Source organism: Actinomadura sp. 3N508 (genome assembly GCF_044326375.1).
Classification (GTDB): Bacteria; Actinomycetota; Actinomycetes; order Streptosporangiales; family Streptosporangiaceae; genus Spirillospora.
On record NZ_JBIRAX010000005.1, the window covers coordinates 624,280 to 645,851 of the forward strand.

A 21,572-nucleotide genomic window follows, 5' to 3' on the forward strand; every position below is an offset into this window, starting at 1 on the left:
CCCCCGCGGTTAGTCAAGAGAATGTCACGACCCGATTTCTGGTCGCTGTCCGGAAACGGACTTCTGTTCGCGCCCGATGGGGTCACCAAAGGTCGCGGAGGGGGTCGGCTCCCGTCCGCCGTTGGCGAACACGACCGCGATGTAGGGCAGGAACAGCGCCCCGACGATGAGAAGGATCACCGCCCACAGCGGCGCGCCGGCCACCGCGGCCAGCACCGCGCCGACGAAGCACACGGTCCGGACGGCCATGGACACCAGGTAGCGGCGCTGCCGGTGCCCGATGTCGTCCGACAGTGGGAGCGGTGCGTCGGTGACCGTGTAGACCGCCGGCGGCCGATGGTGATTGACCCTCACGTTTCCACGGTAAGCCCAAGGGGTCCGGCAGGCGACAGCAGTACGGGTCAAAAGCCGGCACGGCCGAAGCAGTACGGGTCAAGCACGGGAGGCACGATATGACCGATCGCACATACCGGGTGACGGAGATCGTCGGGACGTCGCCGGAGTCGGTCGAGGCCGCGATCCGCAACGGCGTCAGGCGCGCCGGGCAGACCCTGCGGCACCTGGACTGGTTCGAGGTGACCGAGGTCCGCGGCCAGATCGAGGACGGCGAGGTCGCGCACATCCAGGTCACCATGAAGGTCGGCTTCCGCCTCGAAGACGCCTGACACGCGCCCCAGGGCCCGCCCGGCCCGCGTCAGGCGGGCCGGGACGGGCCGCGGGGAGTGCGGTGGCGTGCCCTCAGGACGCCTTAGACACCGTCGACATGTTGAAGTCGCTCACCCTGATGGCGGGCATGGCGGTGCGGGTGAAGTAGTCGGACCATTCGCGCGGCAGCGTCGGGACGGTCTCACCCACCTCGGCGAGGCGCGACAGCAGGTCGACGGGACTCTCGTTGAACCGGAAGTTGTTCACGGCCCCGACGACCTCGCCGTCCTCGACGAGGTAGACGCCGTCGCGGGTGAGGCCGGTCAGCAGCAGGCTCTGCGGGTCGACCGCCCGGATGTACCACAGGCACGTCAGCAGCAGCCCGCGCTCGGTGCGGGCGACCATGTCCGCCAGGGACGCGCCGCCGTCCGGGCCCGTCATCGCGAGGTTGTCGACGGCGGGGGTGAGCGGCAGCCCGGTCCGCTCGGCCGAGTGCCGCGTCTGGGTGAGCGAGGCGAGGTCGCCGCCGCGGATCCAGTCGGTGGCGCCGAGCGGGAGGCCGTTGTCGAACACCGACGTCTCGCGGCTGGACGCGTGCGCGATCACGAACGGCGCGCACTGCCGCCCCGCCGCGCCCGGGTCGCTGGACAGGCTGACGGGCAGGCTCGCGAGCTTCTCCCCGACACGGGTGCCGCCGCCGGGCGCGCTGAAGACGGTGCGGCCGTCCAGCGCGTCCTGCGCGCCCGCCGACCAGTACAGGTAGATCATCAGGTCGGCGACGGCGGACGGCGGCAGGATCGTCTCGTACCGCCCGGCGGGCAGGTCCACGCGCCGCTCGCCCCACGTCAGCCGCCGGTCGAGGTCGGCGGTCAGGGCGGGCACGTCCACGTCGGCGAAGTCGCGGGTGGCGACCCCGGCCCACGCCGAGCCGCCCGCGCCCTTGGCGTTCAGCTCCAGCAGCCCGGTCGGCTGGACGTGCCGCGCCCGCAGCCCCGCCGAGTTCCCGACGTAGGTCGAGGTCACGACGTGGTTGGCGAACCCGTACAGGCGCCGGCCGGCCGATTCGGCGGCGGCGAACGCCTGGCCCAGCGCGGGCGCGAGCCCCTCGTACACGCCGATGCCGGTCTCGGCCGGGCCGTCGTCCCATCCGTCCGCCGCGCCGGGCGGGCCTTCGGCGACGAGCGGCCGGGCGTCCTCGGCGGGCTCGTTCCCGGCGGCGTCGGCCTCGGCGGCGCGGACCAGGTCCTCGATGCCGGCGGCGTCCACCGCCGACCGAGACACCACGCCCGCGGCGACGCCGTCCGCGGTGTTGCGCAGCGCGATGACGGTGAGGCGGCTGGAGCGGGTCACGCCGTTGGTGGTGAGGGTGTTGCCCGCGAACCGCAGGTTCGCGGTGCCGGTCTCGTCGGCGATGACGACGCAGCCGTCCGCGCGGGACAGCTCCAGCGCCCGCTCGACGGCCTCGCTCGGCCCGATCCCGCTCACTGGCCGGCCTCCTTCAGCGCGTTGAGGATGTTGACTCCGCGGAACAGCGCCGACGGGCAGCCGTGGCTGACCGGCGCGATCTGCCCCGGCTGGCCCTTCCCGCAGTTGAACGCGCCGCCGAGCACGTAGGTCTGCGGACCGCCGACGGCCTCCATCGAGTTCCAGAAGTCGGTGGTGGTGGCCTGGTAGGCGACGTCGCGGAGCTGCCCGGCGAGCCGCCCGTTCTCGATGCGGTAGAACCGCTGCCCGGTGAACTGGAAGTTGTAGCGCTGCATGTCGATCGACCAGCTCTTGTTGCCGACGATGTAGATGCCGCGGTCGACGCCGGAGATGAGCTCGTCGGTGGACGGGCCGTTCTCGGCGGGCTGGAGCGACACGTTCGCCATCCGCTGGATCGGCATGCTGGACGCGGCGTCCGCGAACGCGCACCCGTTTGAGCGGCTCGCGCCGGTGAGGCGGGCGATGCGCCGGTCGGTCTGGTATCCGGTGAAGCGGCCGTCGGCGATGATGTCGAACGCCTGGGTCTGGACGCCCTCGTCGTCGTAGCCGATGGTGGCGAGGCCGTGCTCGGCGGTGCGGTCGCCGGTGACGTTCATGACCTTCGAGCCGTACTGCAGCTCGCCGAGCTTGTCGGGCGTGGCGAACGAGGTGCCCGCGTAGGCGGCCTCGTAGCCGAGCGCCCGGTCCAGCTCGGTGGCGTGCCCGATCGACTCGTGGATCGTCAGCCACAGGTTCGACGGGTCGATGACGACGTCGTACACGCCCGCCTCGACCGACGGCGCCGCGAGCTTCTCCGCGAGCAGCTCGGGGATGCGGGCGAGCTCGCCGTCCCAGTCCCAGTGGTCGCCGGACAGCCATTCCCACCCGTATCCGGCGGGCGGCGCGAGCGTCCGCATCGTGTCGAACAGGGAGCCGGAGATGCCGACGGCGTCCAGCGCGGGATACAGCCGGACGCGCTGCTGGGTGGTGACGGTGCCCGCGAGGTCGGCGAAGAACTTGTTCTCCTTGACCTGCATGAGCGTGGCGTCGACGTGGTCGACGCGGTCGTCGCCCAGCAGGCGGCGGCTCCACCCGGCCAGCAGCGCGATCTTCTCGCCGGTCGGGACGTCGAACGGGTCGATCTCGTAGGCGGAGACCCAGGTGCGCTCTCCGTGGACGGGTTCGGGTGCCAGCTCGATGGGTTCGCGGTTGACGGGCCTGGCGACGGCGGCGACCTCGACGGCCTGCGCGGCGACGCGGGCGGCGCCTTCCGGGGTCAGGTCGATGCCTGCGGCGAAGCCCCAGGTGCCGTCCTTGACGACGCGGACGGACAGGCCCACGTCGTCGGCGTCCAGCGCGGTCTCCAGCGCGGCGTCGCGGAGGTTCAGGGTCTGGCTGCGGATGCGTTCTAGGCGGAAGTCGGCGTGCTCGGCGCCCAGCTCCCGGGCCCGGGAGAGGGCCGCGTCGGCCAGCGCGCGGAGCGGCAGCGCGGTGAAGGAGGGATCGATGTCATGCACCCTCCGCAACCTACCCCCGGGCGCGGCCCGGGTACCGCCCGCGTTTCGCGTGCCGGCGCCCGTGAACAAACCGGCGTCGGCGGAAGTTGTCGGGTCGGCACATCCGCGGGGCCGGGCCCGGCCGCTAGTGTCGTGCCGCAGCCATCGTGCGGCGTGAACGGGAACGCGCAGCCTGAACGAGAGGGTCCTGATGAGTCGCTCTGTCCTCGTGACCGGGGGTAACCGGGGCATCGGCCTGGCCATCGCCCGCGAGCTCGCCGCGGCGGGCGACGCCGTGGCGGTCACCTACCGGTCCGGTGAGCCCCCGGACGGCCTGTTCGGCGTCCGGTGCGACGTGACGAGCGCCGAGGACGTCGACGCCGCGTTCGGCAAGATCGAGGCGGAGCAGGGCCCGGTGGAGGTGGTCGTCGCCAACGCCGGCATCACCAAGGACACCCTGCTGGCGATCATGAGCGAGGACGCGTTCACCTCCGTCCTCGACACGAACCTGACGGGCTCGTTCCGCGTCGCCAAGCGCGCGGTGAAGAGCATGATGCGCAAGCGCACCGGGCGGATCGTGCTGGTCTCGTCCGTGGTGGGCCTGACGGGGTCGGCGGGGCAGACGAACTACGCCGCGTCCAAGGCGGGCATGGTCGGGTTCGCCCGGTCGCTCGCCCGCGAGCTCGGGTCCCGCGGCGTGACGGTGAACGTCGTCGCGCCGGGGTTCGTCGACACCGACATGACGGCGGTGCTGACCGAGGACCAGCACAAGGCCATCACGGCCTCGATCCCGCTCGGCCGGATCGCGCGGCCGGAGGAGATCGCGAAGGCGGTGCGGTTCCTGGCGAGCGAGGACGCCGCCTACATCACCGGGGCCGTGATCCCGGTCGACGGCGGACTGGGAATGGGGCACTGAGGGTCATGGGCATTCTCGAAGGCAAGCGGATCCTGGTCACCGGCGTCCTCACCGACGCCTCGATCGGCTTCCACATCGCGCGGGTCGCGCAGGAGCAGGGCGCCGAGGTCGCGCTGACCGCCTACCCGCGCCCGACGCTCACCGCGCGGACCGCGAAGCGGCTCCCGTCCGGGCCCGACTCGCCGCCCCCGGTGATCGAGCTGGACGTGACCGACACCGCGCAGCTCGACGCCCTCGCCGGGAACCTCCGCGACCACGGCTTCGACCACCTGGACGGCGTCGTCCACGCGATCGCGTTCGCGCCGCAGACCGCGCTCGGCGGCACCTTCCTGGAGACGCCGTGGGAGGACGTCGCGACCGCCATCCACGCCTCCACGTACTCGCTGAAGTCGCTGACGATGGCGTGCCTGCCGCTGATGAAGGACGGCGGCTCCGTCGTCGGCCTGGACTTCGACGCCACCAAGGCGTGGCCGGTCTACGACTGGATGGGCGTGGCGAAGGCCGGGCTGGAGTCGTGCTCCCGCTACCTCGCCAAGTACCTGGGCCCGCAGGGCATCCGGGTCAACCTCGTCGCGGCGGGCCCGCTGTCGACGATGGCGGCCAAGAGCATCCCCGGGTTCGAGGGCATGACGGACATGTGGCCGAAGACCGCGCCGCTCGGCTGGGACATCAAGGACAGCGAGCCGACCGCGCGGGCGTGCGTGGCGCTGCTGTCGGACTTCTTCCCGGCGACGACGGGCGAGATCGTCCACGTCGACGGCGGCCTGCACTCCGTCGGCGGCGCCGGCTGAGCGCCGGTCACCAGGCGTAGGAGAGGCCCTTCCCACCGCGCGGGAAGGGCCTCTCGTTTCTCCGGGAAGGTCCCGGTCAGCCCGCTGCTCTGCGGCGGCGGAGGGTGCGGGCGGCGACGTTGAGGTTGAGCGCGGCCACGGCGCCCGCCGCTCCGGCCGCGGCGGCGACCCACAGCATCTGGCCGCTGTCGTCCCCGGACGCCGCGACGGGGGAGACGAGGCGCGTCTGCGGCTGTGCGGCCGTCACGCGCGGCGCCTGGGCGCCGGGGCCGGTGGCGAGTTCGGGCACGGGCAGCGCACCGGGCGGCAGGGCCGGATCGGATGGCGGACCTGCCGCGTACGGCGCGAACCCCGCGGAGCCGGACGGCCCGGACGGCCCGAACGGCCCGAACGGCACCTCGCCGCCCGGCGCCGAGGGGGCCTTGCGGGGCGCCTTCGCGGGCGGCTCGGCGCCCTTGCCGCCCGAGCCGGGCGCGGGCTTCGCCGGTTCGGCGGGCTTGTCGGGCGTCTTCGGCGGGGCCGGCTCCGGTTTCGGGTCGGGGCTCGACGGGAGGATCGCCTCGCGCAGGTTGCCGAGGTTGCACGCCCAGTTCTCGATGGTGCTCGCGGGGTCGGTTCCCTTCTTGCAGGTCTCCGCCGTCCCTGTGCCTGCGCGGCCTGAGGCGTCGGCGGCGCTCGCCGGGAGGAGCAGGACGAGCGCCCCAGCCGTGACCGCCGCGGACGCCGAACCGAGCCGCCTGAGCCGATGGGGCATGTCGCTCCTCCACCCGATGCCGGTCCCTCACCTTTGTTGACATCGTGTCCCATAAGGGTGGGTCCTTAAACCGCGGCTCGACGGTTTCTTTACCCCGCCACGACGTTCACTGGGTCACGAGCCGCGCGAGGCGGGTGCGGCGGGCGGGCGTCCCGGCCTCGCGGACGGCCCGCGCCAGCGCGGGCCCGGCCGCCTGCACGACCGACAGGTGCCGGCCGGCCAGCCCGAACGCGGCCGCGACCAGCGGGCGGGACAGGCCTTCGGGCGACATGACCGCGACCACGGCGGGACGGCGCGTCCCGCGGGCCTGCGCGACCGTCAGCGCCCAGCCGTGCCGCAGGCGGGACGCGTCCGCCGGGGCGACGACCGCGGCGCCGCCGGGGAACTCGACCTCCAGGCCGTGCGCGCCGCCGCCGGTGACCACCCCGGTCTCGCCGAGCGGGGCGTGCGGCAGCGGCGCGGCGACGACGACCCGGTCGCCCGGGTCCATCCCGCCGAACTTGCCGGGGCCGGGGTTCAGGCGCGCCTTCAGCGCCGCGTTCAGGGCGGTGGCGCCCGCGTCGCCGCCCGAGGCAGGGGCGACGACCTGGACGTCCTCGACCGGGATCCCGAGCGCGCGCGGGATCGAGTCGGTGACGAGCTGGACGGCGCGGTGCACCGCCTCTCCCGGCCCCTCGGCGGGCACGATGACGACCTCGCGTCCGGGCGCGTCCACGGCGACGAGCTCACCACCGCGCACCGCCTCGGTCAGCTCGCCGACCGGGCCGGACGGCGGCGCGGCGTCGAGCAGGACGACGGGCACCGTCTCGGACGCCTCCAGATCGTCCAGCGGCCGTCCCGGCCCGGCGGGCGGCGGGGCGGCGGGCTCGGCGCACAGCACCAGGTGCGCGCCGTCCTGGCACGCCTCGACGAGCACGGCGCACAGCTCGACGTCGAGCGCCGACGCGTCCGTCACCAGGATCAGGTCGAGGTCGAGCGGGTGCTGCTCGCCGCGGCCGTAGACGACGGCGCCCGGCGCGGCGGACGGGTCGTCCCGCGGCTCCAGCAGCCGGTGCAGGCTCGTCACGGCGGCCCCTGCCGGTTCGCCGAGCCCGGCGGCGGCGCGGTCGGTCGGCGCGGCGACGGCGGTGCGGACGCCCGCCCCGGCAGCGGCGGACGCGATGCCGAGCACGGTGGCGGCGAGGTCGCCGGGCGTCCCGCGCAGGACGCTCACGCCGGTGCGCAGCGCGGCGGTGAGCGCGAGGGAGCGGTCCTCGGGCAGGCCGTCGCGGAGGCTCTTGAGATCCGCGTCGTCCAGCAGCGGCACGGCGGTGAGCGTCAGCCGCTGGAACCCCTCGGCCGCGGCCTCCTCGGCGAGCGCCCACCGCGCCGGGCCGAGCGTCTCCTCCGGCTCGGGCGGCTCGGCGTCCTCCTCGAAGGACTCCTCGTCGAACTCGGGCTCCTCGGTGAGCGCGAGGACGTCCGCCTCGTCCAGCGCCGCCTCCACCGCGCCCCGCGGGTCGGGGACCTGGAGGCGCTCCAGCGCGGACACCACGTCGGCGGCGGGCGTGACCGTGTGCCCGCCGCGCGCCGCCTCGGTCAGCAGGTACAGCACGAGCGCCCGGCCGCGCCGCGGGTCGTCGGGCCGGGCGTCCTGGCCGAGGAGCGCGCGGGCGAAGTGGTCGGCCTGCGGCGGCCGCACGCCGGGGACGCGCAGCAGCCGCCACGGGTCCTCGCGCAGCCGCCCGGCGGCGCCCGGCCCGAGGAGCGCCGCCGCGCGGGCCGTGAGCGGGGCGGGGACGCCGGTCTCGGCGAACAGCTCCGCGAGGGCCCGCAGCCCTTCCTGCGCGGTCGGCTCGGGCCGTCCCGGCGGCGGATCGGCCGCGGGCCCGCCGGCCGGGGCCGGGGGCCTGGCGGCGGCCTGCGCGGCGGCGGCCTCGGCGGCGCGCATCGCCTCCGCGGCGCGCGCCGCCCGCTCGGCCGGAGACGGTGTGTCGTTGCCTTCGGTGTCGGTCACGGGCTTCCCGTCGCGGTGTCGGAGACGTCGTCCAGCGCCGCCCGGATCTCCTGCGGCAGCGTGAGGTCCTCGCTCTCCAGTATCGCGCCCAGCTGCGCCGCCGTCCGCGCACCGACGACCGGCGCGGCGACCCCCGGCCGGTCCCGGACCCAGGCGAGCGCGACCGCCAGCGGCGAGCGGCCGAGCCCCTCGGCGGCCGTCACCACCGACTCGACGATGCGGGCGCACTCGTCGTCCAGGTACGGCTGGACGAAGTCGGCGTAGTGCGAGGCGGCGGCGCGCGACCCGGCGGGGATCCCGGTGCGGTACTTGCCGGTCAGCACGCCCCGGCCGAGCGGCGAGGACGGCAGCAGCCCCGCCCCGGCGTCCACCGCCGCGGGCACGACCTCCCGCTCGATGTCGCGGCTCAGCAGCGAGTACTCCAGCTGCGCGGCCACCACGGGCGCGCGGCCCGGCCAGGCCCGCTGCCACGCCGCGGCCTTCGACACCTGCCAGCCCGCGTAGTTGGACACGCCGACGTACCGGGCACGGCCGGACGTGACGGCCTCGTCCAGCGCCGACAGGGTCTCCTCCAGCGGCGTCGCCGGGTCGTACACGTGCAGCTGCCACAGGTCGACGTGGTCGAGGTCCATGCGGTCGAGGGAGGCGTCCAGGGCGCGGAGCAGATGCCGGCGGGACCCGTCGTAGCGGCCGTTCGGCCGGATCGCGGCCTTCGTCGCGACGACGACGGTGTCCCGGTCGACGAGCTCGCGCAGCAGGTGCCCGAGGATCCGCTCGCTGTCGCCGTCGTTGTACACGTCGGCGGTGTCGACCAGGTTGCCCCCGGCCTCCACGAACGCGACGAGCTGCGCCGCGGCCTCCTCCGGGCCGGTGTCCCGCCCCCAGGTCATGGTGCCGAGGCCCAGGCGGGACACCAGCAGCCCGCTCCGCCCGAGGTGACGCTCCTTCATAGGCGGTCAATTTAGCGGTCCGCCACAGGTCTAGAGCCAGCCGCTCCGGCGCAGGCGGCGGAACAGCAGCACGCAGATCACCACGATCACCATCAGCACGACCGGGTACGACCACTTCCACTTCAGCTCGGGCATGTGGTCGAAGTTCATGCCGTAGATCCCGGCGATCGCGGTCGGCACCGCGATGATCGCCGCCCACGCGGAGATCTTTCTCATATCTTCGTTCTGCTGCTTGCCGAGCAGCGCCAGATGCGCGGTCAGGACGCTGTTGAGCAGCTCGTTGTGCGCGTCGACCTGCGTGTCGACGCGGAGCAGGTGGTCGAGGACGTCGCGGAAGTACTCGCGGGTCGAGCCGCACTCGGCGACCCGCCCCTTCGCGATCTCCTGCAGCACCGGGACCAGCGGGTCCTCCGCGCTGCGGAACTCCAGCACCTCCCGCTTGAGGGAGTAGACGCTCTCGGTGACGTCCCGCGCGCCCGGGTTGAACACCGCCTTCTCCAGCCCGATGATGTCGATCTCCACCTCGTGGGCGACGATCCCGTACTGGTCGACGACCTCGTCGCACACCGCGTACAGCACGGCCGTCGCGCCGTGCTTGAGCAGCTCCGGCGACTCCTCCAGCCGCTTGCGGACGGGCCCCAGCGGGTTGCCCGTGCCGTGCCGGACGGTGATGACGAAGTCCGGGCCGAGGAACACCATGATCTCGCCGACCTCGATGTCGGAGGTCGCGTCGATGTAGGACAGCGTCTTCAGCACGACGAGCAGCGTGTCGTCGTAGCGCTCCATCTTCGGCCGCTGGTGCGCGGACACCGCGTCCTCGGCGGCGAGCGGATGCAGCTGCAGCTCGTCGCGGACCAGCTCGAACTCCTCCTCGTCGGGCTCGAACAGGCCGATCCAGACGAAGCAGTCACCGTCCGCGCGGGCGAGGTCGAAGGCGTCGCTGATGTCGCCGTCGATGTCGCGGCGCGTCCCGTCGGTGTAGATCGCCTTGTCCACAATCACACGCGGCATTCTCCCGCATCCGCGCCGTGCGGAGGGCCGCGTCCCGCGATGACGGCCATCTCCTAGAGTGGCCGCTGTGACGACGCTTCTGCTGGTAAGGCATGGCATGACCGCGATGACCGGCCCCTTCCTGGCCGGATGGACGCCCGGCGTCCACCTCGACGAGCGGGGCCGTGCGCAGGTCACCGCACTCGCCGCCCGGATCGCGCCGCTGCCGCTCGCCGCCATCGTGACCAGCCCCCTGGAACGCTGCGCCGAGACCGCCGAGGCCATCGCCGCCGCGCGCGCCACCGGGGAGGCCGCCGCCGAGAAGATCGAGACCGACGAGCGGTTCGGCGAGGTCCGCTACGGCGACTGGACGGGCCGCCCCCTCAAGGAACTCGCCGAAGAACCCCTGTGGCGCGTCGTCCAGGCCCACCCGAGCGCCGTGAAGTTCCCAGGCGAGAACGGCGAGTCCCTCGCGGCGGCGCAGCACCGCGCCGTCACCGCCGTCCGCGACTGGAACGCGCGCATCGCCGCCGAACACGGCCCCGACGCCCGCTACGCCGTGTGCAGCCACGGCGACATCATCAAGGCGATCGTCGCCGACGCGCTCGGCCTCCACCTCGACCAGTTCCAGCGGATCCAGGCCGACCCGGCCTCGCTCACCGTCATCCGCTACACCGAAACGCGCCCGTTCGTCGTCCGCGTCAACGACACCGGCGGCGACATCACCCCCCTCATGCCCGAAACGCCCGGGGAAAGCGCCGGAAAAGACGGACTCGGGCCGGATGACGCGGTCCCAGGCGGCGGCGCGTAGGGTCTTTGTCATGCCCGTCATCTCCTACGACCTGCCGGAGCGGTTCGTGGCCGGCGCCGTCGGGCGGCCAGGCGACCGCGCGTTCTACCTCCAGGCGCGCTCCGGTCGCCGCGTCACCAGCGTCGGACTGGAGAAGTTCCAGGTCACGCTGCTGGCCGAGCGGCTGGAGGAACTGCTCGACGAGGTGCTGCGGCGCAGCGGCGGCGAGGCGCCGGTGCCGGCCGTCACCCCGTCCGAGCTGGTCGACGACGGGCCCCTCGACCAGCCGGTCGAGGAGGAGTTCAAGGTCGGCACGATGGCGCTGGCCTGGGACCCCGACGACGAGCAGGTCGTCATCGAGGCGCAGGAGGTCACCGAGACCGAGGAGGAGACCGAGGTCGGCGAGGACGACCCCGCCATCGCCGTGCTGCGCGTCCGGATCAGCGCCGCGCAGGCCCGCGCGTTCGCCGAACGCGCCCTGAAGGTCGTCGCCGCGGGACGCCCGCCGTGCCCGCTGTGCGGCCTGCCCCTCGACACCGAGGGGCACGTCTGCCCGCGCCAGAACGGATACCTCGGCTGAGATGACGCCCCCGCCACGCCCCGCGCCCCGCACGTCCCCGCCCGCCGGGGACGAAATGGGCCCGTTGTGCTGGATCATGGACGGCGTGGCCGGAAGAATGAGCACATGACGCAGTCCTCCCGGGACCGGGCGCCCGCGGGCGAGAGCGGCGCGTCCGGGCAGGCCGCCGCGGGCGGCGCGCCCCGCTGCCCGGTCTCCCCCCGCGACGTCGCCGCCGCCGAGCGGCTGCTGCGCGCCGGGCGGCTCGGCGTGGAGGGCCGGCTCGTCCAGGCGTCCAACGCCACCCTCTACTGCTCGATCGAGCACGACGGCAAGACCGCCGGCTGCGTCTACAAGCCCGTCGCGGGGGAGCGCCCCCTGTGGGACTTCCCCGACGGCACCCTCGCCGAGCGCGAGGTCGCCGCCTACGAGGTGTCCAAGACCATGGGCTGGGGCACCGTCCCGCCGACCGTCCACCGCGACGGCCCCTACGGCCCCGGCATGGTCCAGCTGTGGGTGGAGCCCGACCCCGACGTCGACCTCGTCGCCCTGTCCCGCTCCGACGACGAGGCCGTCCGCCGCATGGCGGTGTTCGACGCCGTCGTCAACAACGCCGACCGCAAGATCGGCCACCTGCTGCCCCCCGGCGACGGCCGCGTCTACGGCTGCGACCACGGCGTGTGCTTCTCCGTCGAGTACAAGCTCCGCACGGTCCTGTGGCAGTGGCGCGGCAAGCCCCTGACGCCCGAGGCCCTGGAGGCCCTCGGCCGCGTCAAGGAAGGCCTCGCCGGCGGCCCGCTCGGCACCCGCCTCTCCGAACTCCTCACCCCCGACGAGGTCGACGCCACCCGCCGCCGCGTAGACCTGATGCTCAAACACCGCATCCACCCCTACCCCCCAGAAGACTGGCCGGCGATCCCCTGGCCGCCGTTGTAGTGAGGGGGGACGACCCCCCACACCCCCCGTCACGAGCCGGTCGATCCTCACGCCACGGTGCGGGTGTGTTGTGACCGTGCGGGTCGCGGCGTGGCGCTCCGGTCGCCCGGCTCGCCGGGTCGTGCGACCTCCGGCGCTGGGCGCCTCCGGCCGCCCGACCCGTGACCCGGGCTGGGGCTCGGTCCGAGTGGGCGGGCTCTGACTCGTCCAAGGATCAGGTTGTGCAGGGTCGTGGCGCGCCGGGCGTGCCATTTTCGCGAGCCTGCCCATATCCGTCAGTGAGATTCCGTCCAAGCACCGTGTCCTGGCTCGTCCAGGAATCTGTGTGTGACCCCGGGCTTCGGGCAATTCGGGGTGGGTGGTGCAATTGGGGGCATGTGCACGGCGATCATCAGTGTTGATGCGTCCTCCCCGGTTCCTGTGCTGCTCGTCGGTGTGCGGGACGAGTTCGTCGCGCGGGAGTGGGAGCCGCCGGGGCGGTACTGGGCGGATCGGCCCGGGGTCGTCGCCGGGCGGGATCTGCGGGCGGGCGGGACGTGGTTCGCCGTGGAGCCCGGCGCGCCGCGGATCGCGACCGTCCTGAACGGGCGGGGGCGGATGGCGCCCGAGGCGGGGCGGTCCACGCGGGGCGAGCTGCCGTTGCGGGTGGCCGCCGACGGCAAGCTGGGGCGAATCGACCTGGCATCGTTTGACCCGTTCCACCTCGTCGGCGCGGAGCCTGACCGGGTGCGGCTGTGGAGCTGGGACGGTGTGGATCTCGCCGAGCGGGACCTCGGGCCAGGGCTGCATGTGATCGTCAACAGCGGGCTGGAGGGCGAAGGGCAGCATGAGGGGGAGACCGAGGACGCCTACATGGCGGCCCGTCTCGCGCATTTCCGGCCCCGGCTGGCAGCGGCGGCGCGTCCCGAGCCCGGTGCGGACGAGCCGCTGGCGCGGGCCTGGGGCGAGTGGCTGCCGCTGGTGAACGGCGACGGGCTGCCCCGCGCCGACCACCGGGCCCTCCTGCCGCTGCTCGACCTCGGCGACGGGCGGGTGTGGGGGACCACCTCGGTCAGCCTCACCGCTCTCCGCTCGGACGGCGTCCGGTACGACTTTTCCGCCTCGCCCGGTGACGCCGAGGCCTGGACCCGGGTGCTCTAGCCCTCTGGCATCTTCCAGGAACCGGCGGCGGTGTGCTGACGCTCGGTGTTAGCTTGGCCACTCATCGCGATCTGGGCGTGGGAGTGTGCCGGTGGCCGGGGGGCTTGGTTGAGCGGGCGCGTCGATGCCGGCGTGCGGCCGGTCGTCGAGCGCGCGGCGCCGGGGCCGGGGCGTACGCCGGCGCAGGCGGCTTGGGTGCGTTTTCGGCGTGATCGGGTTGCCGTCGCGTCCGTTGTTGTGTTGGTCGGCGTCGCTGTCTTCGCGTTGCTGGCGCCCTTGTGGGCGTACCTGACCGGGCATCCTTTCGACCAGACGTTCCCTGAGACTGGGCTCGACGTCGCGGGGCAGCCGCGCGGGCCTGGTGCGGAGTTTCCGCTCGGGGCCGATCAGCTCGGGCGGGACGTGCTCGTCCGCGCCGCCTACGGGACGCGCGTGTCCCTGGTCGTCGGGGTCTGCGCGGCGCTGCTCGCGACGGTCATCGGCACCGCGGTCGGGACGCTCGCCGGGTACGCGGGCGGCGCCGTCGACGCGGTGCTGGCGCGGCTGATGGACATGACGCTCGCGCTGCCCTACCTGCTCGTGGCGATCATGCTCGCGACGACGTTCCGGCCCGCGTCGGCCGCCGCCGGGCTCGCGCTGACGGTCCTGGTGATCGCGTTCTTCTCGGTCGCGGCCTCCGGGCGGGTGATCCGCGGCCAGGTGCTGGCGCTGCGGCGCAGGGAGTTCGTCGAGGCGTCCCGCGCGCTCGGCTCCTCCGACGCCCGGATCATGGTCGCGGACGTCCTGCCGAACCTGGCCGCGCAGGTCACCGTGCTGGCCTCGCTGCAGATCCCGGCGGCGATCGTGTTCGAGGCGACGCTGTCGTTCCTCGGCGCCGGGGTGCCGCCGCCGGTGCCGAGCCTCGGCTCGATGCTCGGGGAGGGCAGCGAGGTCTTCCGGTCCGCGTGGTGGCTGCTCGCCGTCCCGGGTGCCCTGCTGCTGGCGATCACGCTGGCGTTCAACCTGATCGGCGACGGGATCCGCGACGCCCTCGACCCGCGCGGCGGCGGACGGTGAGCCGGGGGCTGCCGCGGTTCGTGCTGCGCCGCCTGCTCTACTCGGCCGTGGTGCTGTGGCTGGTGTCCACGCTGGTGTTCGTGTTCCTGCACGTCTCGCCCGTGCCGGTGGAGCGGGTCATCGGCGGGCCCCGCGCGACGGCGGAGACGCTGGCGCAGATCCGCGCGAACCTCGGGCTGGACCGGCCCGTGCTCGTCCAGTACTGGCGGTTCGTGGCGCGGCTGCTGCGCGGCGACCTCGGCGACTCCTACATCAGCGGGACGCCGGTGTCGGCGCTGATCGCCGAACGGCTCTCCACGACGTTGTGGCTGGTCTTCGGCGCCGGAGTGCTGTGGTTCGCGGGCGGCGTCGGGCTGGGGGTGCTCAGCGCGGCCCGGGCGCGGACGCTGTGGGACCGGGCCTCGACGGCGTTCGTGCTGGCCGGCCTGTCCACGCCGCCGTTCGTGCTGGCCCTGGCGCTGCTGTACGTCTTCGCCACCAACCTCCACCTGTTCGAGGCGGGCCCGCCGATGCAGGAGAACTTCCTCCGGCGGATGATCCTGCCGTGGACGGCGCTGGCGTTCCTGATGCTCGCGTCCTACACGCGCCTGACCCGCGGCGCGATGCTGGACGTCCTCGGCGAGGACTACGTGCGGACGGCGCGGGCCAAGGGGCTGCCGGAGCGCCGTGTCGTGCTGCGGCACGGGCTGCGGCCGGCGCTGGCGCCCGTCGTCACCCAGGCCGGCGTCGATCTCGGCGCGCTGGTCGGGTCAACGATCGTCACCGAGAAGGTGTTCGGGCTGCAGGGCGTGGGGCAGCTCGTCCACCAGTCGATCGCGACCGGCGACACGCCGGTGATCATCGGGGTGACGCTCACGGTGACGCTGTTCGTGATCGGCGCGAACCTGCTCGTGGACATCGGCTACTCGGTCCTGGACCCCCGCGTCCGGCACGGGTGACCGGACACTCGCGACACTCGACCCATCCGGCCGTAAACCCGCGAACAGGGCATGGATAAGCTTTCGGTATGCGATCGTGGCCCGCCTCAGAAGTCCCCGGCCTCGCCGAAGCGGGCCTGCCCGCCGCGACCCGGCCGCTCCGCCTGCACGACACCGGGACGGGGACGGCCCGCCCCGCGGGCCCCGCCGCGCCCGGCGGCACGGCGCGGATGTACGTGTGCGGGATCACCCCCTACGACGCGACCCACCTCGGCCACGCCAACACCTACCTGGCGTTCGATCTCGTCAACCGCGTGTGGCGGGACCTCGGGCTCGGCGTCCACTACGTCCAGAACGCCACCGACGTCGACGACCCGCTTCTGGAACGTGCCCGCGACACCGGGCAGGACTGGCGCGAGCTCGCCGACCGGGAGATCCAGCTGTTCCGCGACGACATGACCGCGCTGCGGATCCTGCCGCCGGACCGGTACGTCGGCGCGGTCGAGGCGATCCCGCTGATCGTGGAGATGATCGAGAAGCTGCGCGGCCGCGACGCCGCCTACGAGCTGTCCGGCGACGTCTACTTCCCCGTCGCGGCCGACCCCACGTTCGGGCAGGTCAGCGGGCTGACGCGGGCGGAGATGGGGCCGCTGTTCGCCGAGCGCGGCGGCGACCCGGACCGGCCCGGCAAGCGCGACCCGCTCGACCCGATGCTGTGGATGGCGCAGCGGCCCGGCGAGCCCGGCTGGGACTCCCCGTTCGGCGCGGGCCGCCCCGGCTGGCACGTCGAATGCTCCGCGATCTCCATCGAGTACCTCGGGATGGCGTTCGACGTCGAGGGCGGCGGCTCGGACCTTGCGTTCCCGCACCACGAGATGAGCGCGTCCCACGCCGAGGTCGCCACGGGGGAGCGGCCGCACGCCCGCGCCTACGTCCACGCCGGGATGGTCGGCCTGGACGGCGAGAAGATGTCGAAGTCGCGCGGCAACCTGGTGTTCGTGTCGAAGCTGCGGGAGTCCGGCACCGACCCGATGGCGATCCGGCTGGCGCTGCTTGCCCACCACTACCGCGCCGACTGGGAATGGACGCGCGGCGGGCTGAACGCGGCCAACGCACGGCTGCGCCGCTGGCGCGCCGCGGTGTCGCGGCCGTCCGGGCCGCCCGCGGCGCCGGTCGCCGCCGCCGTCCGCGACCGCCTCACCGACGACCTCGACGCGCCGGGCGCGCTCGCCGCCGTCGACGCCTGGGCCGCCGCGGAGGGCACCGACGAGGCCGCCCCGGCGCAGGTCAAGGCGATCATCGACGCGCTGCTGGGCGTCGGGCTCTAGGCCGTCACTGCAGGACGTAGCAGTCCCAGTCGGAGGGGTTGCCCGCGTCGCCGCGCAGCCGCGCCTCGGCGTCGTGCCGGTACTGCGACGCGCACACCGTCGTCATCTCGATCGGGGTGTCGACGCCGATGTCGCCGTCGCTCGGCACGCAGTACCACCTGGGGCTGCGGAACTGGGTGTCCTGCTCGCGGGCCGCGCAGTACTTGGCGGGGCTGGGGGAGCCGAGCACGACCGGCTTCGGCGGCGGGTCGCTGGTGACCGGCGGGCCTCCGCCGTCGCCGTCCCCGGGCCGGGTGCCCTCGCCGGGGCCGGGACGCCCCGGCGCGGCCGAGCCCGCCGTGCGGGTGCGGCTCGGCTTGGGCGAGGACGGCCCGGTCGACGGCGCGGCCGTCGTGCCCGGGGCCGTCACCTGCCCGTGCGGCCCGCCGGCCTCGGGCGAGTCGTCAGGGGGCCGGTCCAGCAGGGTGTAGCCCGCGGCACCGGCGGCCGCCGCGACGAGCGCGGCGGCGAAGGCCGCGACGGCCGCCCGGCCGAGGCGGCGCCGCCTGCGGCGCGGCGGGTGGTCGCCGGGCCGGGCGCCGCCGGGGTTCGGGGCGGTGACCGCAGGCGGCAGAGTGTTCTCCCCGGCCCCGTCCCCGGCCGCCACGGGCGCTATGGGAGGTGCCGGGAGCGCGGACGGGGAGGTGGTGGCCGCGGACGCCGTGTCGAACGCGTCCTCGTGGCCGACGAGCCGCAGCAGCAGCTGCGCCGCCGTGGGCCGCGCCTCCGGGTCCTTCGACAGCGCCGCGCCGACCAGGTCGCGCAGCTCGCCGTCCAGGCTCCCGAGGTCGGGCTCGTGATGCAGGACGCGGTACATGACCGCGGGGATCGAGTCGGACCCGAACGGCGGCCGCCCGGTCGCCGCGAACGTGATCGTCGCGCCCCAGGAGAACACGTCGCCGGCGGCGCCGACGTCCTGGCCGGACACCTGCTCGGGCGCCATGTAGGCGGGGGTGCCGACGGCGCGGCTGCTGACGGCGCTGGCCGCGTCCAGCACCCGCGACAGGCCGAAGTCGATGACGCGCGGGCCGTCCGGGCCGAGCAGGACGTTGTGCGGCTTGAGGTCGCGGTGCACGATCCCGGCGCGGTGGATGGCGGTGAGCGCGCTGGCGGTGCTGACGGCGAGCCGGTCCAGCGCGCCGCCGGTCAGCGGCCCGTCCCGCGCGACGGCCCGGTTCAGCGCCTCGCCGGGGACGTACTCGCTGACCAGGTACGGGCTGTCGCCGGCGACCTCGGCGTCGAGGAACTGGGCGGTGCAGAACCGGGCGACCTGCTTGGCGACCTCCGCCTCGCGGACGAACCTGGCCCGCGCGGTGGCGTCGTCGTCGAACTGGACCCGCAGGAGCTTGACGGCGACGTGCCGGCCGTCCGCGCCCGCGCCGAGGTAGACCGTGCCCTGCGCGCCGGAGCCGAGCCGTCCGAGCAGCTCGTACCCGCCGAGGCGGGCCGGGTCGTGCGGTTGGAGGGGCGTTGCATCGGGCAACGGGGAGCGTCCTCTCGTCCGGTCCTCTGCGGGGCGGCTGCCCGCCAGAGTAGGCCCGCCAGCCTATAAAGGACCAGCGAAAAGCCGGTGACGCGACCGCACGATAGGCGGAAATGACCGAAATGCCGGGCTTATTGCGAGCAGTACGACCCCGCGAACGTGCTCCGAGGCCCGGGGGGTGGTCAGCCCGGGTCGCGGCGGCGCAGGTAGCGCTCGAACTCGCGGGCGATCGCGTCGCCGCTCGCCTCGGGCAGCTCGGTGGCGTCCTTCTGCTCCTCCAGCGTCCGGACGTACTCGGCGACCTCGGAGTCTTCCTCCGCGAGCTCGTTGACGCCGTTCTCCCAGGCCCGCGCCTCCTCGGGCAGCTCACCGAGCGGGACGGTCACGTCCAGCAGGTCCTCGACGCGGCGCAGCAGCGCCAGCGTCGCCTTCGGGGACGGCGGCTGCGCGACGTAGTGCGGGACGGCCGCCCACAGCGACACGGTGTCGAGATCGGCCTTGGCGCACGCGTCCTGCAGCACGCCGAGGATGCCGGTGGGGCCCTCGTAGCGGGCGGGCTCCAGGTGCAGCGTGCCGACGAGCCCGGCCTCGGACGCCGCCCCGGTGACCGGCACCGGGCGGGTGTGCGGAGCGTCGGCCAGCAGCGCGCCGAGCAGCACGACGTTGCGGACCTCGAGCTCCATCATCAGCCCGACCAGCTCCCGGCAGAACGACCGCCACCGCATGTTCGGCTCGATGCCGTGCAGCAGGACGACGTCCTTGCCGCCCGGCAGCCGCGCCCACGACACGCGGGTGGTCGGCCAGGTGATGCCGCGGGTCTCGCCGTCGATCATCTCCACGATCGGGCGGGTGACCTGGAAGTCGTAGTAGTCGTCGGGGTCGAGCTCGGCGATCGGCACGGCCTCCCAGGTGGCCTCCAGGTGCGCGATGACCCCGCTGGCGGCCTCCCCGGCGTCGTTCCACCCCTCAAAGGCGGCCACGAGCACCGGATCGACCAGTTCGGGCAGACTTTCCAGCTCGACCACGCGCTGCCTCCTTCCGACGCCCAGGTACAGCGTCACCGTCGGGGGCCGTCATTCCCGGGGGTCGGGGCCCCGCTCATGATCGGTGGCTGTCAGCCTACGTCCTGACGGTGACGTACCCCACCCTTCCGCGGCCCTGCACCCGCCCTGTACGCCCGCGGCGGAATACCGGACGGTTTCCCCGGCGGAATACCTGGGAGGCGCCGTCACTTACCGTCGGTGGTGTGGACGATCAGCACGTCACAGGGGGAGCGGTGCGACAGGTTCGCCGGGACGGACCCGAGGATGCGGCCCGCGAGGCTGTTCAGCCCGCGGTTGCCGATCACGACCAGCTCGGCCTCGCGGTCCTTCGCCAGCCGGGAGATGACGTCGACGGCGTCGCCCTCGACGGCGACCTGGTCGATGTCGCGCGCCCCGGCCGCGACGGCCCGCTCCCGCGCGGCGCGCAGCGCGTCCTCGGCGGGCGTGGACCCCTGCACCTTGTACGCCAGGTCCCCGAGCCGGTCGGCGGCGCCGGCGCGCTCGCGCGCGGGCATGGGGCTGTAGGCGGTGGCGAGCAGCAGCGTCGCGCCGGTGGCGGCGGCCAGCTGCGCGGCCCGCTCGACCGCGCGGAACGAGGAGTCCGAGCCGTCGGTGCCGACGAGGATGATGCGGTACGCGCTCATGCCGTTCCTTACCCGGTAGTAGGTTACTGGGGGCACGGTATCGGCCCGGTGACCAGTCCGTCACCGTCTCTTTGCACACACCGTCCAAAAGCGCGTCGCGCGCACGGCCCGGGAGCGGCCGCGCGCGGGCGGACCGCGAACCCCCGCAGGAGAGGAGAAACGTGACCCGTGGCGGTATGCAGGCCGTGCTGTTCGACATGGACGGCCTGCTCATCGACTCCGAACGCGTATGGCTCGAGGTCGAGTCGGAGGTCATGGCATGGCTGGGCGGCGAATGGACGCCCGCCCACCAGGAGCGCCTCGTCGGCGGCTCCCTCGCCGTCGCCGTCGACTACATGCTGGAGCTGACCGGCGCGGACGCCCCGCCCGAGGAGGTCGGCCGGCGGATGCTGGACGGCATGGCCGAGCGGCTCGCCGCCAGCGTCCCGATGATGCCCGGCGCCAAGGACCTGCTCGCCGAGATCCGCGAGGCGGGCGTCACCGCGGCGCTGGTGTCCTCCAGCCACCGCCGCCTCCTGGAGCCGGTGCTGGACGCGATCGGCCGCGAGCACTTCGCGCTGAGCGTCGCCGGCGACGAGGTGACGCGGACCAAGCCCGACCCCGAGCCGTACCTGACCGCCGCGGCCCGGCTCGGCGCCGACCCGGGCCGCTGCGTGGTGCTGGAGGACTCCCCGAACGGCGTCGCGGCGGCCGAGGCGGCCGGCTGCGTCACCGTCGCGGTGCCTGGCGTGCTGCCGATCCCGCCCGCGCCGGGGCGCACGGTGGTGGCCTCGCTGCGCGAGGTGAGCCTGGCGTCGCTGCGCGCCCTCCCCGCGTTCACCGGGCCCTGAAACGGCCGGGACGCACGCCCGGCGGGTGGCCCGGCCTGGTCACGGGCCTCCACCCGGCCGACGCCCAAACGTTGCCGGACGTTGACCTGATTCGTGGTGATTCGCCTGATTCGTCCTGCGGGAGGTGCGCCGGTGGTGGCAGGGGCCCCTGATACCTGCGAGGTGATCCCTAGGGGACGGATCACGCCGGAGGAGGAGGCCGGGCGCCCGGCAAACCGTCCGCCGGGAGGAACGCAACCCCCCTCCGGCGTGTGACGATGGAGGAAGAGCACCAGCGCAGGGACCGTAAGCGTAGGGATTGAGGGCCGGCATGAGCGACGCAGCCATTTTCGCGATCAGCCTCGGAGTGACCCTGCTGGGGCTGGTCATCAGCTGGGGGGCCTACCGCCGCCGCGGGGCGGGCGTGGGCGTGCGCGGCGCCGCGCTGTCGCTGGTGCCGCTCGCCGCGGCCATGACCGGGGTGACCGAGTTCTTCGTCGACCTGGCGTTCAGCCCGGTCAAGTGGGCGGGCGTCGCGGTGGCGGGGCTCGCCGTGCTCCTTTACATGACCTCGGGCGCCATGCTCAGCCGCCGCATGGACGCCGGCGGCGCCGGGGGCAAGGGCGGGAAGAAGGCCGCCGGCGGCGGGCAGGCGGGGCCGAAGTCCGCCGGGCGGTCCGGCCGGGCGAAGGGCGCCGTGGAGGGGCCCGCGCAGGGCGGCGGCGACCCCGAGATGGCGGAGATCGAGCGGATCCTGCGCGACCGCGGCATCTCCTGACGGACGACCGTCCGGCTGAGCCCGGGCTCCGTCCGGCTCCGTGAAGCG

At 74.1% G+C, this 21,572-nt stretch carries 22 protein-coding genes; 12 read left to right on the forward strand and 10 right to left on the reverse strand.

Translation table 11 applies throughout. From position 1 onward, the window contains the following. Window positions 1-24: 24 nt before the first annotated feature. The gene (locus ACH34S_RS21630) at window positions 25-354 is read right to left on the reverse strand and encodes a DUF3099 domain-containing protein (protein ID WP_395954505.1); all 330 of its coding nucleotides are present in this window, start codon (window positions 352-354) and stop codon (window positions 25-27) included. A gap of 98 nt (window positions 355-452) precedes the next feature. Here ACH34S_RS21630 and ACH34S_RS21635 point away from each other — a divergent pair, with 98 nt between their 5' ends. Continuing rightward, window positions 453-665: a dodecin gene (locus ACH34S_RS21635; protein WP_395954506.1), complete on the forward strand. Its 213-nt coding sequence runs from the start codon at window positions 453-455 to the stop codon at window positions 663-665. A gap of 73 nt (window positions 666-738) precedes the next feature. On the opposite strand, the gene ACH34S_RS21640 is transcribed toward ACH34S_RS21635, so the two are convergent. Continuing rightward, on the reverse strand, window positions 739-2,130 hold the full coding sequence (locus tag ACH34S_RS21640) for a metallopeptidase TldD-related protein (RefSeq protein ID WP_395954507.1): 1,392 nt from the start codon (window positions 2,128-2,130) through the stop codon (window positions 739-741). Next, window positions 2,127-3,626: a TldD/PmbA family protein gene (locus tag ACH34S_RS21645; RefSeq protein WP_395954508.1), complete on the reverse strand. Its 1,500-nt coding sequence runs from the start codon at window positions 3,624-3,626 to the stop codon at window positions 2,127-2,129. Before ACH34S_RS21645 ends, ACH34S_RS21640 begins: the two co-directional genes overlap by 4 nt. A gap of 190 nt (window positions 3,627-3,816) precedes the next feature. Here ACH34S_RS21645 and ACH34S_RS21650 point away from each other — a divergent pair, with 190 nt between their 5' ends. After that, complete coding sequence (locus ACH34S_RS21650; RefSeq protein WP_395954509.1) at window positions 3,817-4,521, forward strand: beta-ketoacyl-ACP reductase; 705 nt, start codon at window positions 3,817-3,819, stop codon at window positions 4,519-4,521. A gap of 5 nt (window positions 4,522-4,526) precedes the next feature. After that, the gene (fabI, locus tag ACH34S_RS21655; protein WP_395954510.1) at window positions 4,527-5,312 is read left to right on the forward strand and encodes an enoyl-ACP reductase FabI; all 786 of its coding nucleotides are present in this window, start codon (window positions 4,527-4,529) and stop codon (window positions 5,310-5,312) included. A gap of 76 nt (window positions 5,313-5,388) precedes the next feature. Here fabI and ACH34S_RS21660 read toward each other — a convergent pair whose 3' ends face one another. From ACH34S_RS21660 to corA, 4 genes are all read right to left on the reverse strand, one after another. After that, on the reverse strand, window positions 5,389-6,066 hold the full coding sequence (locus ACH34S_RS21660; RefSeq protein ID WP_395954511.1) for a hypothetical protein: 678 nt from the start codon (window positions 6,064-6,066) through the stop codon (window positions 5,389-5,391). A 106-nt stretch (window positions 6,067-6,172) separates the two neighbouring features. Continuing rightward, on the reverse strand, window positions 6,173-8,062 hold the full coding sequence (locus ACH34S_RS21665; protein WP_395954512.1) for a helix-hairpin-helix domain-containing protein: 1,890 nt from the start codon (window positions 8,060-8,062) through the stop codon (window positions 6,173-6,175). Further along, window positions 8,059-9,012 (reverse strand): aldo/keto reductase, encoded by a 954-nt coding sequence (locus tag ACH34S_RS21670; protein ID WP_395954513.1) that lies wholly within the window; start codon window positions 9,010-9,012, stop codon window positions 8,059-8,061. The genes ACH34S_RS21665 and ACH34S_RS21670 overlap by 4 nt, the downstream gene beginning before the upstream one ends. A 30-nt stretch (window positions 9,013-9,042) precedes the next feature. Beyond that, a complete protein-coding gene (gene corA, locus ACH34S_RS21675; protein WP_395954514.1) occupies window positions 9,043-10,023 on the reverse strand; it encodes a magnesium/cobalt transporter CorA in 981 nt (326 codons plus the stop codon). 67 nt (window positions 10,024-10,090) lie between these two features. On the opposite strand from corA, the gene ACH34S_RS21680 reads away from it, so the two are divergent. The 7 genes from ACH34S_RS21680 to mshC all read left to right on the forward strand — a co-directional run bounded on the left by ACH34S_RS21680 (window position 10,091) and on the right by mshC (window position 16,728). Continuing rightward, the gene (locus ACH34S_RS21680) at window positions 10,091-10,813 is read left to right on the forward strand and encodes a histidine phosphatase family protein (protein WP_395954515.1); all 723 of its coding nucleotides are present in this window, start codon (window positions 10,091-10,093) and stop codon (window positions 10,811-10,813) included. Window positions 10,814-10,823: 10 nt separating this feature from the next. Then, the gene (locus ACH34S_RS21685; RefSeq protein ID WP_395954516.1) at window positions 10,824-11,372 is read left to right on the forward strand and encodes a DUF3090 domain-containing protein; all 549 of its coding nucleotides are present in this window, start codon (window positions 10,824-10,826) and stop codon (window positions 11,370-11,372) included. A gap of 105 nt (window positions 11,373-11,477) precedes the next feature. After that, complete coding sequence (locus ACH34S_RS21690; RefSeq protein WP_395954517.1) at window positions 11,478-12,287, forward strand: SCO1664 family protein; 810 nt, start codon at window positions 11,478-11,480, stop codon at window positions 12,285-12,287. 375 nt (window positions 12,288-12,662) lie between these two features. After that, window positions 12,663-13,427: an NRDE family protein gene (locus tag ACH34S_RS21695; RefSeq protein ID WP_395954518.1), complete on the forward strand. Its 765-nt coding sequence runs from the start codon at window positions 12,663-12,665 to the stop codon at window positions 13,425-13,427. Window positions 13,428-13,559: 132 nt separating this feature from the next. Continuing rightward, window positions 13,560-14,483, forward strand: a complete 924-nt coding sequence (locus tag ACH34S_RS21700; RefSeq protein WP_395954553.1) for an ABC transporter permease — start codon at window positions 13,560-13,562, stop codon at window positions 14,481-14,483. Further along, complete coding sequence (locus ACH34S_RS21705; RefSeq protein WP_395954519.1) at window positions 14,480-15,421, forward strand: ABC transporter permease; 942 nt, start codon at window positions 14,480-14,482, stop codon at window positions 15,419-15,421. The genes ACH34S_RS21700 and ACH34S_RS21705 overlap by 4 nt, the downstream gene beginning before the upstream one ends. Window positions 15,422-15,489: 68 nt before the next feature. Next, window positions 15,490-16,728 carry a cysteine--1-D-myo-inosityl 2-amino-2-deoxy-alpha-D-glucopyranoside ligase gene (gene mshC, locus ACH34S_RS21710; RefSeq protein WP_395954520.1) on the forward strand — a complete coding sequence of 413 codons (1,239 nt, stop codon included), beginning with the start codon at window positions 15,490-15,492 and terminating at the stop codon, window positions 16,726-16,728. A 4-nt stretch (window positions 16,729-16,732) separates the two neighbouring features. On the opposite strand, the gene ACH34S_RS21715 is transcribed toward mshC, so the two are convergent. The 3 genes from ACH34S_RS21715 to ACH34S_RS21725 all read right to left on the reverse strand — a co-directional run bounded on the left by ACH34S_RS21715 (window position 16,733) and on the right by ACH34S_RS21725 (window position 19,937). Continuing rightward, on the reverse strand, window positions 16,733-18,250 hold the full coding sequence (locus ACH34S_RS21715) for a serine/threonine-protein kinase (RefSeq protein ID WP_395954521.1): 1,518 nt from the start codon (window positions 18,248-18,250) through the stop codon (window positions 16,733-16,735). Window positions 18,251-18,432: 182 nt separating this feature from the next. Further along, a complete protein-coding gene (locus ACH34S_RS21720; RefSeq protein WP_132180955.1) occupies window positions 18,433-19,275 on the reverse strand; it encodes a PAC2 family protein in 843 nt (280 codons plus the stop codon). A gap of 203 nt (window positions 19,276-19,478) precedes the next feature. Continuing rightward, the gene (locus ACH34S_RS21725; protein ID WP_395954522.1) at window positions 19,479-19,937 is read right to left on the reverse strand and encodes a universal stress protein; all 459 of its coding nucleotides are present in this window, start codon (window positions 19,935-19,937) and stop codon (window positions 19,479-19,481) included. A gap of 176 nt (window positions 19,938-20,113) precedes the next feature. Between ACH34S_RS21725 and ACH34S_RS21730 the strand changes: the two genes are divergently transcribed. Together ACH34S_RS21730 and ACH34S_RS21735 are read left to right on the forward strand one after the other, a co-directional pair. Further along, on the forward strand, window positions 20,114-20,767 hold the full coding sequence (locus tag ACH34S_RS21730) for an HAD family hydrolase (RefSeq protein ID WP_395954554.1): 654 nt from the start codon (window positions 20,114-20,116) through the stop codon (window positions 20,765-20,767). 310 nt (window positions 20,768-21,077) lie between these two features. Beyond that, window positions 21,078-21,524 (forward strand): hypothetical protein, encoded by a 447-nt coding sequence (locus ACH34S_RS21735; RefSeq protein ID WP_395954523.1) that lies wholly within the window; start codon window positions 21,078-21,080, stop codon window positions 21,522-21,524. Window positions 21,525-21,572: the final 48 nt, after the last annotated feature.

What these genes read in the sequence shown, in the direction of transcription:
- ACH34S_RS21735 (WP_395954523.1), top strand. Translation starts at nt 21,078, where the DNA reads ATGAGCGACGCAGCCATTTTCGCGATCAGCCTCGGAGTGACCCTGCTG.
- ACH34S_RS21730 (WP_395954554.1), top strand. Translation starts at nt 20,114, where the DNA reads ATGCAGGCCGTGCTGTTCGACATGGACGGCCTGCTCATCGACTCCGAA.
- ACH34S_RS21660 (WP_395954511.1), bottom strand. Translation starts at nt 6,066, where the DNA reads ATGCCCCATCGGCTCAGGCGGCTCGGTTCGGCGTCCGCGGCGGTCACG.
- ACH34S_RS21725 (WP_395954522.1), bottom strand. Translation starts at nt 19,937, where the DNA reads ATGAGCGCGTACCGCATCATCCTCGTCGGCACCGACGGCTCGGACTCC.
- ACH34S_RS21670 (WP_395954513.1), bottom strand. Translation starts at nt 9,012, where the DNA reads ATGAAGGAGCGTCACCTCGGGCGGAGCGGGCTGCTGGTGTCCCGCCTG.
- mshC (WP_395954520.1), top strand. Translation starts at nt 15,490, where the DNA reads ATGCGATCGTGGCCCGCCTCAGAAGTCCCCGGCCTCGCCGAAGCGGGC.
- fabI (WP_395954510.1), top strand. Translation starts at nt 4,527, where the DNA reads ATGGGCATTCTCGAAGGCAAGCGGATCCTGGTCACCGGCGTCCTCACC.
- ACH34S_RS21695 (WP_395954518.1), top strand. Translation starts at nt 12,663, where the DNA reads ATGTGCACGGCGATCATCAGTGTTGATGCGTCCTCCCCGGTTCCTGTG.
- ACH34S_RS21690 (WP_395954517.1), top strand. Translation starts at nt 11,478, where the DNA reads ATGACGCAGTCCTCCCGGGACCGGGCGCCCGCGGGCGAGAGCGGCGCG.
- ACH34S_RS21685 (WP_395954516.1), top strand. Translation starts at nt 10,824, where the DNA reads ATGCCCGTCATCTCCTACGACCTGCCGGAGCGGTTCGTGGCCGGCGCC.
- ACH34S_RS21650 (WP_395954509.1), top strand. Translation starts at nt 3,817, where the DNA reads ATGAGTCGCTCTGTCCTCGTGACCGGGGGTAACCGGGGCATCGGCCTG.
- ACH34S_RS21635 (WP_395954506.1), top strand. Translation starts at nt 453, where the DNA reads ATGACCGATCGCACATACCGGGTGACGGAGATCGTCGGGACGTCGCCG.
- corA (WP_395954514.1), bottom strand. Translation starts at nt 10,023, where the DNA reads ATGCCGCGTGTGATTGTGGACAAGGCGATCTACACCGACGGGACGCGC.